Annotated in this window: 14 protein-coding genes; 6 read left to right on the top strand and 8 right to left on the bottom strand. The window is 70.1% G+C overall.

The window, feature by feature from the left end; genetic code table 11:
* Positions 1 to 56 precede the first annotated feature (56 nt).
* Positions 57 to 434 carry a winged helix-turn-helix transcriptional regulator gene (locus WA670_RS20340; RefSeq protein WP_336158540.1) on the top strand — a complete coding sequence of 126 codons (378 nt, stop codon included), beginning with the start codon at positions 57 to 59 and terminating at the stop codon, positions 432 to 434.
* On the opposite strand, the gene WA670_RS20335 is transcribed toward WA670_RS20340, so the two are convergent.
* Positions 431 to 1,270, bottom strand: a complete 840-nt coding sequence (locus tag WA670_RS20335) for a helix-turn-helix transcriptional regulator (protein ID WP_336158539.1) — start codon at positions 1,268 to 1,270, stop codon at positions 431 to 433. The genes WA670_RS20340 and WA670_RS20335 overlap by 4 nt on opposite strands.
* A 101-nt stretch (positions 1,271 to 1,371) precedes the next feature.
* On the opposite strand from WA670_RS20335, the gene WA670_RS20330 reads away from it, so the two are divergent.
* Positions 1,372 to 2,136, top strand: coding sequence for an SDR family oxidoreductase (locus tag WA670_RS20330; protein ID WP_037813898.1), 765 nt, complete (start codon positions 1,372 to 1,374; stop codon positions 2,134 to 2,136).
* 1 nt (position 2,137) lies between these two features.
* Here WA670_RS20330 and WA670_RS20325 read toward each other — a convergent pair whose 3' ends face one another.
* The 5 genes from WA670_RS20325 to WA670_RS20305 are packed head-to-tail and all read right to left on the bottom strand — an operon-like array spanning position 2,138 to position 8,700.
* Positions 2,138 to 3,409, bottom strand: a complete 1,272-nt coding sequence (locus tag WA670_RS20325; RefSeq protein WP_336158538.1) for a transporter — start codon at positions 3,407 to 3,409, stop codon at positions 2,138 to 2,140.
* A gap of 2 nt (positions 3,410 to 3,411) precedes the next feature.
* Entirely contained in the window at positions 3,412 to 3,924 is a 513-nt protein-coding gene (locus WA670_RS20320) for a hypothetical protein (protein ID WP_336158537.1), read from the bottom strand.
* Positions 3,921 to 6,053 carry a hydantoinase/oxoprolinase family protein gene (locus tag WA670_RS20315; RefSeq protein WP_336158536.1) on the bottom strand — a complete coding sequence of 711 codons (2,133 nt, stop codon included), beginning with the start codon at positions 6,051 to 6,053 and terminating at the stop codon, positions 3,921 to 3,923. Before WA670_RS20315 ends, WA670_RS20320 begins: the two co-directional genes overlap by 4 nt.
* 28 nt (positions 6,054 to 6,081) lie before the next feature.
* A complete protein-coding gene (locus WA670_RS20310) occupies positions 6,082 to 7,698 on the bottom strand; it encodes an FAD-dependent oxidoreductase (protein ID WP_238605116.1) in 1,617 nt (538 codons plus the stop codon).
* Positions 7,699 to 7,707: 9 nt separating this feature from the next.
* The gene (locus WA670_RS20305; protein ID WP_336158535.1) at positions 7,708 to 8,700 is read right to left on the bottom strand and encodes a LacI family DNA-binding transcriptional regulator; all 993 of its coding nucleotides are present in this window, start codon (positions 8,698 to 8,700) and stop codon (positions 7,708 to 7,710) included.
* Between the two features lie 191 nt (positions 8,701 to 8,891).
* Between WA670_RS20305 and WA670_RS20300 the strand changes: the two genes are divergently transcribed.
* Positions 8,892 to 9,893 (top strand): hypothetical protein, encoded by a 1,002-nt coding sequence (locus tag WA670_RS20300; protein ID WP_336158534.1) that lies wholly within the window; start codon positions 8,892 to 8,894, stop codon positions 9,891 to 9,893.
* Here the strand turns inward: WA670_RS20300 and WA670_RS20295 are convergent.
* The gene (locus WA670_RS20295) at positions 9,890 to 11,344 is read right to left on the bottom strand and encodes an amidohydrolase (RefSeq protein WP_037813910.1); all 1,455 of its coding nucleotides are present in this window, start codon (positions 11,342 to 11,344) and stop codon (positions 9,890 to 9,892) included. The genes WA670_RS20300 and WA670_RS20295 overlap by 4 nt on opposite strands.
* A gap of 497 nt (positions 11,345 to 11,841) precedes the next feature.
* Here WA670_RS20295 and WA670_RS20290 point away from each other — a divergent pair, with 497 nt between their 5' ends.
* Genes WA670_RS20290 through WA670_RS20280 form a run of 3 tightly spaced genes read left to right on the top strand, consistent with a single transcriptional unit; the run spans position 11,842 to position 13,273 of the window.
* Positions 11,842 to 12,177: an ArsR/SmtB family transcription factor gene (locus WA670_RS20290; RefSeq protein ID WP_134663085.1), complete on the top strand. Its 336-nt coding sequence runs from the start codon at positions 11,842 to 11,844 to the stop codon at positions 12,175 to 12,177.
* Complete coding sequence (locus tag WA670_RS20285) at positions 12,174 to 12,644, top strand: SRPBCC domain-containing protein (protein ID WP_275293659.1); 471 nt, start codon at positions 12,174 to 12,176, stop codon at positions 12,642 to 12,644. Before WA670_RS20290 ends, WA670_RS20285 begins: the two co-directional genes overlap by 4 nt.
* Positions 12,644 to 13,273 (top strand): dihydrofolate reductase family protein, encoded by a 630-nt coding sequence (locus WA670_RS20280; protein WP_336158533.1) that lies wholly within the window; start codon positions 12,644 to 12,646, stop codon positions 13,271 to 13,273. Before WA670_RS20285 ends, WA670_RS20280 begins: the two co-directional genes overlap by 1 nt.
* Here the strand turns inward: WA670_RS20280 and WA670_RS20275 are convergent.
* Positions 13,268 to 14,497 (bottom strand): alkaline phosphatase, encoded by a 1,230-nt coding sequence (locus WA670_RS20275; protein WP_238605106.1) that lies wholly within the window; start codon positions 14,495 to 14,497, stop codon positions 13,268 to 13,270. The genes WA670_RS20280 and WA670_RS20275 overlap by 6 nt on opposite strands.
* Positions 14,498 to 14,516: the final 19 nt, after the last annotated feature.

The raw sequence follows: 14,516 nt of genomic DNA, 5'->3' as shown, positions 1-14,516 counted from the left end.
CAGCGAGGCTAAAAGCCGCCGTACAGTAGGTTCCCCAGGGAAAGTATTGGAGCCGCATGACCACCACCGCGCAGACCGGGGCCGATCCGCTCGCCGCGTGCCGGATCAGCCCGGCCGTCGACCTGCTGTTCAGCCGGTGGACGACCCCGATCCTGTGGACGCTCAGCCAATCCGGTCCGGTGCGGTTCGTAGAACTGGAACGGCGGCTCGGCGCGACTGGGAAGGTGCTCACGCAACGGCTTCGGCAGCTCGAGCGCGACGGCTTGGTGGAGCGGCGCTATTACGCCGAGGTGCCGCCGCGCGTCGAGTACGAGATCACCGAACTCGGCTGGAGCCTGTCCCCGGTGTTCGCCGCGCTCGCCGAATGGACCGACGAGCATCTGCCCGCCGTCGAGAAGGCCCGCGACGCCTACACCGGCCCGCTGCCGCGTTAACCGGCGAACTGCTCGTTCCCCAGCACGCCGAGCAACTGGATCTTCTCGAACGCCTCGCTGCGCGGCGGCGCGGTCAGCACGAGCAACGCCTGCGACTGGTCCTCGGTGAACAGCACCTGGCAGTCCACCTCGATCTCGCCGAGCTGCGGATGCACGAGCACCTTGTGGTCCTCGAACCGTTTCGCCACTTGGTGTTCTTCCCAGATTCGCGCGAACTCCGGGCTCTCGCGGGTCAACGCGCGCACCAGTTCGCCTGCTCGCGAGCGCGGCCCCATCGACCCGTGCACGACGCGCAGGTTCGCCACCAGCGCACGGCTTTGCCGGTCCCGGTCGTGCGCCGGATAGACGAGCCGCTCGTCCGGGTTGGTGAACCACCGGTAGATCTCGCTGCGCGCCAGACCCGTGTACTGCGAGCGGTCCCCGTACAACGCCTCCGCGAACCGGTTCTGCACCAGCACTTCGCCGAGGTTCGACAGGATGAGCGCGGGCGTGTCCGACAGCCGGTCGAGGACCCGCATCAGCGCGGGCGCGACGTGCGTGGCCGCGACGATCGGCGATGGTGCGTTGCGGCCCGCGAGGTGGAACAGGTAGTCGCGCTCGTCGTCGGTGAGCCGCAACGCCCTCGCCAGCGAGGCCAGCATCTGCTCGCTCGGCTGCGGTCCACGTTGCTGCTCCAGCCGCGTGTAGTAGTCGGTGGACATCGCCGCCAGCGCCGCGACCTCCTCCCGCCGCAGTCCCGCCGCCCGCCGCCGCGCGCCCGCGGGCAGCCCGACGTCCTCGGGCCGCAATCCCTCGCGACGGCTGCGGAGGAAGGCAGCCAGCTCAGCTCGATCCATGGGTCCAGTATCGGCTCGGTCCGGCGCCTCAGCCAGGGACCGCCGATCCCCCGATATGCGCTCTCTGCCGCCGCGACGCCGGCCGGCCGAAACTCAGTGGCATGAACATCACCGGAAACACCGTCTTCATCCCCGGCTCGACCAGCGGCATCGGCCTCGCTCTCGCCCTCGAACTGCGGGCGAAGGGCAACACCGTCATCGTCGGCGGGCGGCGCACCGAACTGCTCGCGCAGATCGCCGCCGAACACCCCGGTCTCGACACCGTCCAGATCGACACCACCGATCCGGCGAGCATCGAAGCCGCGGCCAAGGAGGTGCTCGCGAAGCATCCGGACCTCAACGTGCTCGTGCCGATGGCAGGCATCATGCGCGTCGAGGACTGGCACCACCCGGAGTCCTTTGTGGACAGCGCGGAAGCCACCGTGACCACCAACGTCCTCGGCCCGATCCGGCTCATCGCCGCGTTCGTCGAGCACCTGCAAACGCGTCCGGACGCCACCATCCTGACCGTTTCGTCCGGCCTCGCCTTCGCGCCGCTGAAGGCCACGCCGAGCTACAACGCGTCGAAGGCCGCGATCCACATGCTCAGCGAATCGCTGCGGCTGCAACTGGCCGACACCTCGGTGAAGGTCGTCGAGTTGGAGCCGCCGTCCGTGCGCACCGCGCTCCTGCCCGGCCAGGAGGAAAGCGAGTTCGCGATGCCGCTGGACGCCTTCGTCGCCGAGGTCATGACGCTGCTCGAAACGCAGCCGGACGCGACCGAGATCCAGGTCGAGAACGTCAAATTCCTCCGGCACGGCGAGGCCCGCGGCGACTACCACCAGGTGGTGGCGATGCTCAACGCCGCGGACCCGCACGGGAAGTGATTCACAGGTACAGCACGGCGGTGAGCACCATGCCGCCGAGCGCGACCACCCAGGTGTAGGGCAGCGTCGAGGCCATCGCCCGCTCCGGGCGCACGCCGGAGTACTGCGCGGCCCACACCGTCTGGGTGCTGGTCGGGTCGGACACGCCGAACACCTGGTTGTACGACGCCATCAGCCCGACCACGGCGGGCAGCGGGTAGATGCCGCCGGTCACCAGCACGCCCGCGACGCCCGCGCCGAGGCCGAACACGTTGAGCGGCCCGCGGAACAGGCACAGCGGCACGAGAAGCACGAAGACCACCACGAACCAGACGGCGCCGGACGGGCTGATCGCCGACACGATCGGCGTCAGCGCGTTCTTGGCGCCGGGAAGTTTCACCGCCGCGAGCAGCATCCCGATCGCGACGAACAGCGCGATCGGCGGGGCGGCGACGTCGAACGCCTTGTACAGCGAACGCAGCGCGCGGCCATTGAGCTCGCCCCATTTCGTGGTGGCGACCAGCCCGTACAGCACTCCGGCCAGCAACGACGGGACGATCGGCACCGCGAACCCGAGCGCCAGCACGATCGGCAGCAACGGCGTGAGCAGCGCGTACCAGGGCGCGTCGCCGCGCCGGACGCGTGCCTTGGGCCGGTCGAGTTTCACCGCCCACGCGTGCCGCGCGCCGCGGCGAGTCTGGACCAGGACGTAGACGATGCCGACTATCAGCGCCATCGGGAACAGTTTGATCATGATGGATTTGACGTCGGCGACCGGTGCGCCCAGCGCGTCGGAGAGGAACTGCCACACCGGAAGTTCCAGCGGCGAGCCCGCGGAAATGCCCATCAGGACGGTGCCGCCCGCGGCGACCGGGCGCACGCCGACCGCGATCATCGCCGGGATGCCGACCACCCCGGCGAGCATCGCGGCGGGGGCCGAGCCGGTGATGCTGCCGCACAGGATCGACACCGCGAACACGCCCAGCGCCACCACGGACGGCCGTTCGCCGCCGAATTCGACGATCTTGCGCACCAGCGTGCCGGCGATGCCGGTTTCGTCCATCAGCGTGCCGAGCCACGAGCCGAGCAGGACAGCGATCATCGTGGACGCCAACGCCGCGGCGCCCGTTTGCAGGACGCCGGTGAGGATGCTGTTCTTCCCCTCGGCCAGCGGCGCGCCGGCGAGCAGCGAGATGCCGATCGCGAGGAACACCAGTGCGAACGCCGTCGGCAGCACCCGGGTGAGCATCAGCACCACCCCGACCGCCATCAGGACCAGAATCGCGATACCCATGGTCAGTTCCCTCCCGCGAGTGCGGTGGTGAGCAGCAGCGGGCTGACGCTCAAGCTGCTGCGGCGGTGGGCGAAGCGGTGTGCGGCGATCTCTTCGGCCCCGGCGACGTGGCCGCGCACGCGGAACGGGCCGAGCCGGAGCGCGGTGTGGCCGAGCCGCCGGTTCAGCTCGCGGACGTCGAGGCGGTGGTGGGCTGTCTCGTGGGCGATGGCAGCCGTTCGCAACGCTTCGCGAGAGACTTGATACCCGTGCTCAGCGGCGAGTTTTGCCAGTCGGGTCAAGGAATCCGTATACACCGTGACGGTGCCTCCGTGGTGTTCGGCGACCAGGATCTCGTCGCGGCGAACCCCTCCCTCGCGCTCCACGACGTGCACGTCTTCGTCGGTTCCGGCGGCCAGTTCGTCGCCGTAGGCGAGGGCGATCGCGGCCCATTCGCGGAGCTGTTCCTCGCTGCGGTTCTCGTGGGTGGGCGTCGCGCGCAGCAGGTCGACGGCCAGGTCCAGATCGGTGTTCACCGGCGGTCCTCCAGGATCAGGACGACCGGCTCGTCCGCCGCTCGGGTCTTGACCTCGGCTCCGGCCAGCGCGACCAGCTGGTCCCGGTCGAGCACGCCGGACAGGTCCGCGATCTTCGGCCCGACCAGCAACCACACCGCAGGCGCCTGGGAGCCGCCGTCGCCGTAACGGGTGTGCTGGTCGGCCAGCGTCGCCAGGCGCGCTTGCGCGGAGCCGGCGTCAGTGTGCTCGATGACCGAGCCGGTGCCGTGCAACCGGATCACCCCCTCGCCGTCGACCACGCGCACCTGCTCGACGGGCCGGGCGAACCGTCCGAGGAATCCCGCACGCCGCGCTTTTGCGCCAAAGACGCGGTGCCGCGCGGTGCCGTCCAGTTCCCGCACTTCGCCCGGCTGGACCCCGATGCTGCGCGCGACCTCGGCCCTGATCGCTGTTTCGTCCACAGTGGAGGCTCGATCCTTGGTGCGCAGTTCGGTTGCCCCGGTGGCGACCGCACGCACCAGGTTGCGCTGCGGGTCCACCGTCACGTCCACTTCGACGCCCGCGGGGTCCGCGCCTTGGGCCACGACGGCGGATTCCGCTTCGGTGCGCACGGCGAGAATGTCCGCATTGGACGGACTCGGCACGATCCGTTCCACCGATTCCCGCACCAGCGCGAGCGCCGCACCGAGCGGGCTGATCACTTCGGCGTGCGCGGCGATCCGCCAGTCGTGGGAGGATTGCGCGCCGAGGAACGGCGTGACTGCCGCGGCTCCGCCACCGCCGCCGACGAGTGTCGGCCGGTTCAGCCGGTATTCGGCGACCAGTCCGTCCACGACCGTCCGGACCGGTTTGACCGCCTGCTCCAGCACCGTCCGCGCGGCCTCGTCGACCGTCACCCCCAGCGCCGCGGCCAGCGGTTCCATCGCCAACCGTGCCGATTCGCGCTCGGCGCGCGCATAGGCGTCATCCGGGACCACGCCGAGCGCGTTGGCCGCGCAAGTGAGCGTCAGCGCGCAGCGACGACCGCCGGACAGCTCCAGTGCGACGTAATCCGACGGGTCGTCCGGCCTCGGCGACACCGTGGCCAGCTTCGCCCCCGCCAACGCGGAAGCCGGCTCGAAACACGCGTACGGCAGCCCCGCGATGTGCGCGCTGCGGGGCCCGACCTCGGTCACCGCACGCCCGGAGAACCGGATCAGCGAGCCGCCGCCGATGCCGACCGTCCGCACGTCGAGCGCGGGCATATATGTCTCGTGCCCGCCGAGATGTGCGTGCCGCACCTGGACGCGACCACGCCGGATCACGCTGATGTCCGTGGAAGTCCCGCCTGTTTCCAGGAAAACGCCCTCGCTGAGCTTCTCCCCCATCAACGCGCCGGCCACTCCGGCGGCCGGGCCGGACAACGCTGTCAGCAACGGACGGCGACGCATCTCCGGCAGCGACATCACCCCGCCGTCACCGCGCACGACCATCAGCGGCGCAGTGATCCCGGCCCGCTGCACACTGGCCTCGACCACGTCCGCGGTGGACACCATCCGCGGCATGATCCCGGCGTTCAGCACCGCCGTCCGGGCTCGTTTGGTCAGCCCGTACAGCCCGGTGATCTCATGCGTAGCCGTCGCGAGGACTCCGCGTTCCCTCGCCGCGGCTGTCACCGCCCGCTCGCCCTCGGGATCGTCCACACTGAACGGTTCGACGGCGACGATCACCTCGGCACCCTGTTTCACCAGGTCGTCGACCGCGTCCCCAGCCGCCGAGAGGTCGGCGACCGGGGCGAACCGCACCGGCATCCGCCGCCCGGGAGCCAATTCCATTTTGCCGAGCGCAGTGAGCCGCCGGGTGGCGAACGCGTCGAAACCGGTGCCCACGCCGGCGATGCCGACGGTGGCGACGTCGCCTTCCAGCAACGCGTTCGTCGCCTGGGTGGTGCCGTGCGCGAGGAACGACACGTCCTCCGCGCCGACCTCCGCCCGCAGTTTCTCCAGCGCTTCGAGAATGCCGTGGGCGACGCCGTCGTCGTGGTCGTGGCTGGTCGGCACTTTCACCTGGCCGAGCAGTTCGAACGTCCGCGCGTCGACGGCGACGGCGTCGGTGAACGTGCCGCCGACGTCGATGCCGACGCGCACGGGACCGGGATGGAACGCCATTGTCCGCACCTCCTGAGGGAAATCGTGATCAGTAGCCGCGGACGTCGGGCCAGCGCCGTTCGACCCCGGCGCGGTCCAGCACGCGGGCGAACTCGTCGAACCGGTCCTCGCGGATTTGGTGCGGCTGCAGCCCTTCGCGCAGCGCGAACCCGGCGAGGTGGCCGGCGACCTCGCCGACGTTCCACTCCACCGGATGCAACCGGTGACAGCCGTTGGTGATGTGCGTGGTGCCGATGTTTTTGCCCGCGGGCAACAGGTTGCGCATCCGTTGCGGCAGCAATGCGCCCAGCGGCAGTTCGAACGGGACGCTCGGCACGTCGAGGTAACTGTCCCCGGCGGTCGACGGGTGAAGGTCGATCCGGTAACTGCCGACCCCGACCGAATCCTCGCGCCGCTTGCGGCCGGTCGGGCCGAGGATGTCGAGCGACACGTCCTGTTCGACGACTGTGGTGACCGCCCGGATCCGCCTCGCTTCGCGCACGTACGCGGACTTCGCCAGCCCGTCATCGGTGCCGACCACATCCGGGCGCAGCTTCAGGCCGGGGAAACCGGTGCCGCCGTCCAGCCGTGGTGCCTCGGTCTGGAGCCAATACAGCACCGACAGCGAAAGCTGTTTCGCCTCGTAGTGCGCGCGGGCCACGTCCGCGGCGGTCGTGACCCCGTCGATCTCCAGCGCGGGCCGCAGCCAGTAGTCGTTGAGCGGCCAGTTGACCAGGGTGAGGTCGGAATCGAACGCACCCGGCTGGTGCAGCTTCCTGGCGAGGATCCGCCGGAACCCCCACAGTTCCTTGTCCCCGGCGTCGGCGCTCTGGTCGGCGCTCACCGCGAGCGGATCCGTCTCCGGGTTCGGGTCGAAGGTCCGCGGCACCGGCTCCAGCGACCGGGGATCCGGGGCGAGGAACCCGAGCAGCGGGCCCGGCCAGAAGTCCGGCTGGTATTCGCTCCAGACGCCGTACAGTTCCGGCCGGTCGATCGTGTGGTCCTCGCCCGCGTGATGGGACAGCGCGAAGCAGTAGGTGATGCCCTGGAGGTTGCCCGGGTCGGCCTGCTCCGGCGCGTGCGGTTCGCCGTGCTCGGACTGCGCTTCGGCCCCGATCGCGAACTCGGTACCGGTGAGGGGCAAGAGGTCGCCGTTTTCGGTGGCGTCCAATGTGTACTCGGCGCGAACCGTCGTGCGGTTCCCGTCCGGCCCTTCGAAGGTGACCGCCTCGACACGGTCGCCGGTCACGTCCGCCGCGACCGGCCGGTGTCGCAAAAGGACAGTCAGTCGGCCGGACGAGCGATGCGGGGCCAGCATCGATTCCAGCACCGCGAGCGCGACGCGCGGCTCGTGGCACAGTTTGCTGACCCGGCCTGCCCCGGGGTTCAGGTCGGTGAGCGCGGCCGCTTCGGCGCGCAACGGGTAGTGCCGCCGGTAGTAGTCGCGCACCCCTTCGCGGAACCGGCGATACGTCGCGGTGCCGCCGAACTGTTCGATCCAGGGATTCTCGTCCGGGGGCACCGCCTGCGCGGTGAACTGGCCGCCGAGCCAGTCGGTCTCCTCGGTCAGCACGACGCGGTGTCCTGCCGACGCGGCGGCCAGCGCGGCGGCGACGCCGCCCACCCCGCCGCCCGCGACGAGGATCTCCGTGCCGAGTTCAGCCATTGCTCTGTCCTAACCGGATCGTGGTGCGCCGACGTCTTCGCCGGCCACCGGTGGGCACCACAGCAGCTGCTGCCGCGTGGTCGTCTTCTCGGTGACGAGGTCCACGAGCAGGCGCACGGCCAACCGGCCCATCTCCCGCATCGGGACCTCGAATCCGCTCGTCCCCGCCGACCCGCCGAGCACCGCGAGGGACAGGTCGTCCGGAGTGGACAGTCCGGCTTGGTCGATCGCGGCCCGCACCGCACGGTGTGCGGCACCGGTGTCGGTTCCTTCCACGACCACCGCCGTGACGCCTTCGTCAAGCCATTCCCGGATCGGAATCGGCTTTCCGTTGAGCCGGACGATCTTCGTGTCCGGAGCCGCACGCAGCACGCCGCGCTGACGGTCTTCAGAGGACGGTGCCTCGTCCGCCTCCCGGACGTACCGGATTTCCCGGTGGCCGAGGCCGATCAGCCGCTCCAGCACTTGCGCCGAGGCGGTGACGTAATCCGCGCCGATGTACGGGATCTGTCCGTCCAGCTCCGGCCGGCGTCCGATGTAGACCAACGGGAACCCGGACGCCATCAGGCGCGAAACCGGCCCCTCCGGAACGTGCCTGCCGAAAAACAGGCAGCCGTCGGCCATCCGCGTCCGGCGGATCGCCTCCTCCTGCCGCGCGTGCGGCCCGCTCGTGCCGGTGAACAGGATCAGATCCTGGCCCAGCGCCGCGGCTTCCTCCTCGACGCCGGAGAGAATCGGGTGGTACGCGTCGGCCTCGTCGGTCGGGAACGCCGTGCGGAAGGTGTACAGCCCGAGCAGATTCGCCCGCGCCGACGCGAGCCGGGTGGCCGCCGGATTCGGCACGTAGCCCAGTTCCTCGGCCACCCGCAGCACCCGGCTGCGGGTCGACTCGGCCATCCGCACGGTCCGGTTGCCCGCCAGCACGACCGAAACCGTCGCCTGGGACACCCCGGCGATGCGGGCGATGTCGGCTTGGCGCGGCATGCGGTTGCGGCCGGGCACGGGTCACCTCCGAGGAGCGCTAATGCGGATTAGGCGAGGATCTGCGCCGGGCCCGGCACCGTCAAGGCTTCCGGGAGGTTTCTGTCCTGTTTTGCCGGGGCGAGGGACTAATACGTATTAGCACCTTGACAGCGCCTCAGCGGCGCCCGAAGAGTCGCTCCGGGTAACCGCCGATGAAAGGGAGCGTCCGCATGACCGAACTTTCCCGCCGCACCGCCCTGCGCGGCGCAGCCGGAGCGAGCTTCGCACTGGCCGCGCTGCCCCTGCTCAGCACCGGAACAGCGAGCGCAGCGCCCGCCGGGTTCCCGGAGTACCGGTTCGTGCGCACCGCGTTCGACAAAAGCAAACTGCAGTACCCGCCGGCGAGGCGCGAGGTGATCTTTCCGTGCATCCGCGGCGTCTATGACAAGCTCGCCAACCCGCTCGGCCGCTATTACCTCTACTACGCCCCGCACGACGCGCCGGGCGGCATCTGCCTGTCCTATGCGGACAGTCTCGAAGGGCCGTTCGTCGAATACCCGCGCAACCCGATCGTCAAGAACGTCTGGAAGCCGCACTACGACGTGTCGCACGTGTCGTCGCCGTTCGTTCTGTGGCACGAGCAGACCCGCGAGCTGTGGCTGTATTTCCACGGCGAGAACACCACGACTCGCCTCGCGCGGTCAAAGGACGGGATCCACTTCACCTACGACAAAACGGTGCTGTCGACGTCGATGCTGCCCAAGGGCACCACCGAAACCTCCTACGCCAAGGTGTTCGAGCACGACCTGCCTTCGCGCGGCGCGAAGTACGTGATGGTGTTCATGATCAACACCACCGCCAACCACCGCAGCATCGGGTGGGGCTGGTCGGCCGACGCTCGCGATTGGACATTCTCGCAGACGCCGCTGATCCGTCCCGAAGAAGTCGGCGCGAGCAACATCGGCGCGCCGACCGTGGTGCGGCGCAACAATTCCACCTACGTCGTGTACCACGAGAACATCGAGGCCGGCGGGAACATGCTGATCACCGAGGTCGGCAACGACTTCGGCAAACGCGAGCACCTCGGCGTCTTCCACGCTCCGCTCGCGGGCGCGCCGGACAACGGCCGGTGCGCCGCCGCGTCGTTCGGCACGATGAACGGCAAGGAGTACATGTTCTACGAGGCGGGCGAACGGCTCAAGGGCGCGATCGCCATCGCCCGCGCGGTCTAGGCCAAGTACGTCGGCCTCCCCGCCACGATCGTCGCGGACACCGGCATTTCCCGCAGTTCCTTCGTGGACAGTCCACTCGGGTCGGCCGCCGTCAGGACCAGATCGGCCACGTCGCCGACCTGGACGCCGCGGCGGCCGCCCGAGGACGCGGCCAGTGCGTCGGCGAGCGGGATGGCCTGCTCGGGATGCCACGGCGGCCGCTCGTCGTCGGTCCGGCCGACCGCGGCGGCGATCCCGTCCCACGGATCGAGCGGCGCGACCGGCGCGTCCGAGCCGAGTTCCAGCCGGGCACCGGATTCGAGCAGGGCGCGGTACGCGTACGCGCGGTCGGTGCGGCCGTGCCAATGCCAGTCGGCGACGTCGCGGTCGTCGGGCTGGTGCGCGGGCTGCACACTCGCGACCAGCCCGAGCGCGGCGAACCTCGGCACGTCCTCGGGCCGCAGCAACTGCGCGTGCTCGATCCGGCCCGGGCAGCCGACCTCGGCGAACGCGTCCAGCGCGATGGTGTTGGCGTGGTCGCCGATCGCGTGCACCGCCGGGGTCAGCCCGTGCTCGTGCGCGCGGCGCAGCAACGGCACCAACTCCTCCGGCGGCAGCTCCAGCAGCCCGTTCTCGCCGGATCCCGGGTACGAATCGTGGCAGTAAGCGGTGCGGGTGTTGAGCGAACCGTCGACGAACAGCTTGAACGGGCCGACCGTGAGCAGTCCTTCGCCCGCGTCGAGCACGTCCCCGGTCCGGTGTCCTCTTTGGATGGTCTCGTCCAGCAAATACCTTGCGATCACACAGGAAACCCTCGTCGCCGGCTTTGCCGTGGCCGCCCGCCGGGTCCAATCCGTGACCGTGTCCGCGTATTCGTAGTCGACCACCGACGTCACGCCCCGCTTCGCGGCGGCAGCCAGCGCGTCGGCAACCCAAGCGTCCTGGACCTCGACCGGCGCGGTTGGCAACGCGGCCGTGGCGCTCATGCAGTCGTTCTCCAGCAGGACGCCGGTCGGATGCTCGCGGCCGATCAGCTTCAACGCGGCCGGGCTGAGCCACAACGTATGCAAATCCGCGCTGAACAACGCCACCGCGCGGCCCGGGAGCGCGCGCTGCAGCAGATCCTTGTGCGGCCGGTCCGGCCAGAGCCCGTCCCGGAACCCGACGCCGACGACGAGCTCCCCCGCCGGAGCGTCGAGCAGCTTCTCCATCAGCAATTCGACCGCGCCCACCGCGGATCGCGCACCGTCCAGCGGGATGCGCCTGCGGAATCCGGCCCACTGCACGAGGTGCGCGTGCGCGTCGACGAGCCCGGGCAGGAGCGTGCCGCCGTGCCCGTCGAGCACGCGGGCGGCGAACCCGGTCCCAGCGCCCGGTTCCTCGATTGCCGATACGACACCGTCGCGCACCCGAACGTCGGCCAGCGGCCCTTGCAACCCGACCCGGACGCGGCGGAGGAGAAGATCGTCCATGCGCCCAGCCTGCCAGCAGGCCCCGTTCGGGTGAAGCGGGAATTCTGATGCTGGGGCGGGCGTTGAAACGGGTACACGCAATGCATGGCAGCCGTCGCCCGCCGAAGGGTCAGGGCCGGTCAGGAGCGCCGCCTTCACAAGCCGCGCAGGGTTCGACTCCCTCGGTTGCCGCTTTGTTCCGCTGGACCGCGCGGGTCGGGCGGAGTTGTCTTGGTTCGCGGTGGCCGTTGCACAGCTGATCCCCTCGCAGGCTGGGCTTTGAGCGCCGACATCGTCCGCCCGGCCTGACCTGACGCAGCGGAAGCTTCGGTACTTCCGCACGGAGCGCGACCAGCTGACCCCGCTTCGCGCAGGATCTCGCATTCCGCCCGGCGAGCCGCCTCGCCCGCCCCGCAGCCGACACCCGTCGGACTCCGACCGTGAGCCGAACCCGTCCCCGCCGCGACCGAAACACTTAGCCCTTGCGCTAACCATCCCCGCCCGCAATACTTAGCCTCATGGCTCAGTATTCGACCACGCTCGACGGGGTCTTCTCCGCCCTCGCCGATCCGACCCGGCGGGCTGTCGTGCGGCGGCTCGGGGTGGGGCCGGCGAGTGTCGGGGAGCTCGCGGGCGACGCGCCGATGACGTTGCCGTCCTTCATGAAGCACGTGCGGATGCTCGAGTCGCACGGGCTGATCCGCACCGAGAAGTCCGGGCGGGTGCGGACGTGCGTCCTCAACCGCGAGCGGTTCGCGCTCGTCGAGGACTGGCTCGCCGAGCAGCGGCGCGTCTGGGCCGGGCGCACCGACCGGCTCGAGCAGTTCGTCACCAGCCAGGAGGACCAGCCGTGAACCCCGACCTCGATCTTTCCCTCGACCGCGTCATCCGCGCGCCCCGCAAACGCGTCTGGGACGCCTGGACCGACCCGGCCAGCCTCGCCCAGTGGTGGATTCCCGCCCCGCTGCGGTGCCGCGTCGAGGAACTGGACGTGCGTGCTGGGGGTGCGTTCGTCACGCGGATGAGCGAGGACGGCGACACCTTCGTCTCGCATCTCGACGCGTGCTTCCTCGTCGTCGAGGACTACGAGCGGATCGTTTTCACGAACGCCCTCGACAGCTCGTGGCGGCCGGCGAACCCGCAGCCGGTCGCGATGACGGCGGAGATCGTCCTCCGGGATCATCCGGACGGGACGGATTACCGCGTCGTCGTCCGGCACGGGGATCCGGCGGCCCGGGAACGGCACGCCGATCTCGGGTTCGCGGACGGCTGGGGCACGGTCACGGCTCAGCTCGCCCGGGTCGCGGAAAGCGAGGCCTGATGCAGATCTCCCTCACCGCGTTCGTCACGCTCGACGGCGTCAGCCAAGGGCCTGGATCGTCCACAGAGGACACCAGCGGCGAGTTCTCCCGCGGCGGCTGGTTCGTCCCGCATCTCGACCAGGCGTTCGTCCAGCGGGCGTCGGAGTGGCTGGATCTGGCAGACGGACTGCTGTTCGGCCGCCGCACCTACACGTCGTTCGCGCGGGATTGGCCCGCGGTCACGGATCCGGACGATCCGTTCGCCGAGCGGATGAACGCCCTGCCGAAGTACGTCGTGTCGAACACGCTCGAAACCGGCAATTGGGCCCCGACCACCGTGTTGCGCGGCGACCCGGCGACCGCGGTGCGCAAGCTCAAGGCGCAGCCGGGCCAGGAGCTGCAGATACACGGCAGCGCCCGGCTCGGCAACACCCTGCTGTCCGCGGGGGTCGTGGACAAGGTCCGGTTGGTCATGACGCCGACAGTGCTCGGGGCGGGACGGCTGCAGTTCCCACATCCGGTGTCGGCGACCGGGTTGCGGCTCGTCCGGCACGAAGCCACGCCCAGCGGCCTGGTGCTGCTGGAGTACGACGTCACCGGAGCAGCCGCGCTCGACGACTACGACGGAGTCACGAACCTCGCCTCATGAAAGGTGCGCGGCGGAGACCATCGCGCGGTAGACGTCGGTGTTGTCCAGCGTCCCGTCGAGGCGGTCCGAGCCGGGGCCGGTCGCGGTGACCGGGGTCGGCACGCCGCTGTGGTCGCCGCTCGTCCAGTCGACGGTCAGCGAAAGTTTGGTGCCGGGAACGGGAAACGGGCCGTCCTCGTTGCCTTCGGGCGCGCCGTCGGTGTTCTCGATGGCCAGTCCGCCGGTCTCGTGATCGCCGCCGATGATCACCAGGGTGTCCGGATGCGAGCGGGTGAAGCGCAGCACCTCGGCGACGGCCGCATCGAGCGCCCGGCCCGCGTCGAGGACGCCGTGCGCGTTGTTTTCGTGGGACATTCCGTCGATGCCTTCTTCTTCCAGGAACAGGAAGAAGCCGCGCGGGTTGGCGGAAAGCGTGTCGAGCGCCTTCTTCGCCATCACCGGCAACGCGACCTTCGGCTGGTACGCGCCCTTGCCGTCCGGGCCGTAGTCGACCATGTCCTCGTTCGCGAACAGGCCGAGCAGCCGCGGCGCGCGAGTCGCGGCGAGTTCGCTGGCGTTCCGCACGTAGGTGTAGCCGGAGCGCTTCGCCTGCTCGATCAGGTTTCCGTGCGTGCTGCGGCTTTCCTCGCCCGGCTTGTCCGGCCACGCGCCGGGATCGCCCTTCGGCAGCCACCAGTCTTCGCCGCCGCCGAGGAGGACTTCCGGACGGCTTTCGGTGATGTACTGCTTCGCGATGTCGCTCTGCAGATCCCGCGAGGGCACGTGCGACGCGAACGCGGCCGGCGACGCCCCGGTGACCTGCGCGGTGGTGACCAGTCCGGTCGACTTCCCGGCGCGTTTCGCCTGCTCGAGCACGGTCAGCAGACGGCGGCCCTGCGCGTCCTGGCCGACCGCGCCGTTGCGGGTCTTGTGCCCGGTGGCGAGCGCGGTCGCCGCCGCGGCCGAGTCGGTGACGAGTTCTTCCGGGTCGTCGGGGTCGGTGTGCACCATGCCGGTGACCGGGAGCCGGTTCATGACCAGGTCGCCCTTGCGGCCGGTCGTCGCGAGCCGGACGAACTCCCGCTGCGCCGCACCCATGCCGTCGCCCTGGATGTAGACGATGTTGCGCGCTTTCGGATGCCAGCCAGGGGAATCCGCGGCGGGACCGTCCCCGGCCATCGCGACCGCGGGCACCGCTCCGGCCACCGCGAGCACGGCCGCGGTGAGCACCATCGTCTTGCGCATCCGGATCCTCCTTTAGTTA

It is taken from the genome of Amycolatopsis sp. VC5-11 (assembly GCF_037034185.1).
In the GTDB taxonomy this organism is placed as follows: domain Bacteria; phylum Actinomycetota; class Actinomycetes; order Mycobacteriales; family Pseudonocardiaceae; genus Amycolatopsis; species Amycolatopsis nivea.
The sequence above is the reverse complement of the archived record's forward strand: the minus strand, read 5'-3'. Positions and strand labels throughout refer to the sequence as shown.

Excerpts from the sequence above, each read along its gene's own strand:
- WA670_RS20340 (WP_336158540.1), top strand. The coding sequence starts at position 57 with ATGACCACCACCGCGCAGACCGGGGCCGATCCGCTCGCCGCGTGCCGG.
- WA670_RS20335 (WP_336158539.1), bottom strand. The coding sequence starts at position 1,270 with ATGGATCGAGCTGAGCTGGCTGCCTTCCTCCGCAGCCGTCGCGAGGGA.
- WA670_RS20330 (WP_037813898.1), top strand. The coding sequence starts at position 1,372 with ATGAACATCACCGGAAACACCGTCTTCATCCCCGGCTCGACCAGCGGC.
- WA670_RS20325 (WP_336158538.1), bottom strand. The coding sequence starts at position 3,409 with ATGGGTATCGCGATTCTGGTCCTGATGGCGGTCGGGGTGGTGCTGATG.
- WA670_RS20315 (WP_336158536.1), bottom strand. The coding sequence starts at position 6,053 with ATGGCGTTCCATCCCGGTCCCGTGCGCGTCGGCATCGACGTCGGCGGC.
- WA670_RS20310 (WP_238605116.1), bottom strand. The coding sequence starts at position 7,698 with ATGGCTGAACTCGGCACGGAGATCCTCGTCGCGGGCGGCGGGGTGGGC.
- WA670_RS20300 (WP_336158534.1), top strand. The coding sequence starts at position 8,892 with ATGACCGAACTTTCCCGCCGCACCGCCCTGCGCGGCGCAGCCGGAGCG.
- WA670_RS20295 (WP_037813910.1), bottom strand. The coding sequence starts at position 11,344 with ATGGACGATCTTCTCCTCCGCCGCGTCCGGGTCGGGTTGCAAGGGCCG.
- WA670_RS20290 (WP_134663085.1), top strand. The coding sequence starts at position 11,842 with ATGGCTCAGTATTCGACCACGCTCGACGGGGTCTTCTCCGCCCTCGCC.
- WA670_RS20280 (WP_336158533.1), top strand. The coding sequence starts at position 12,644 with ATGCAGATCTCCCTCACCGCGTTCGTCACGCTCGACGGCGTCAGCCAA.
- WA670_RS20275 (WP_238605106.1), bottom strand. The coding sequence starts at position 14,497 with ATGCGCAAGACGATGGTGCTCACCGCGGCCGTGCTCGCGGTGGCCGGA.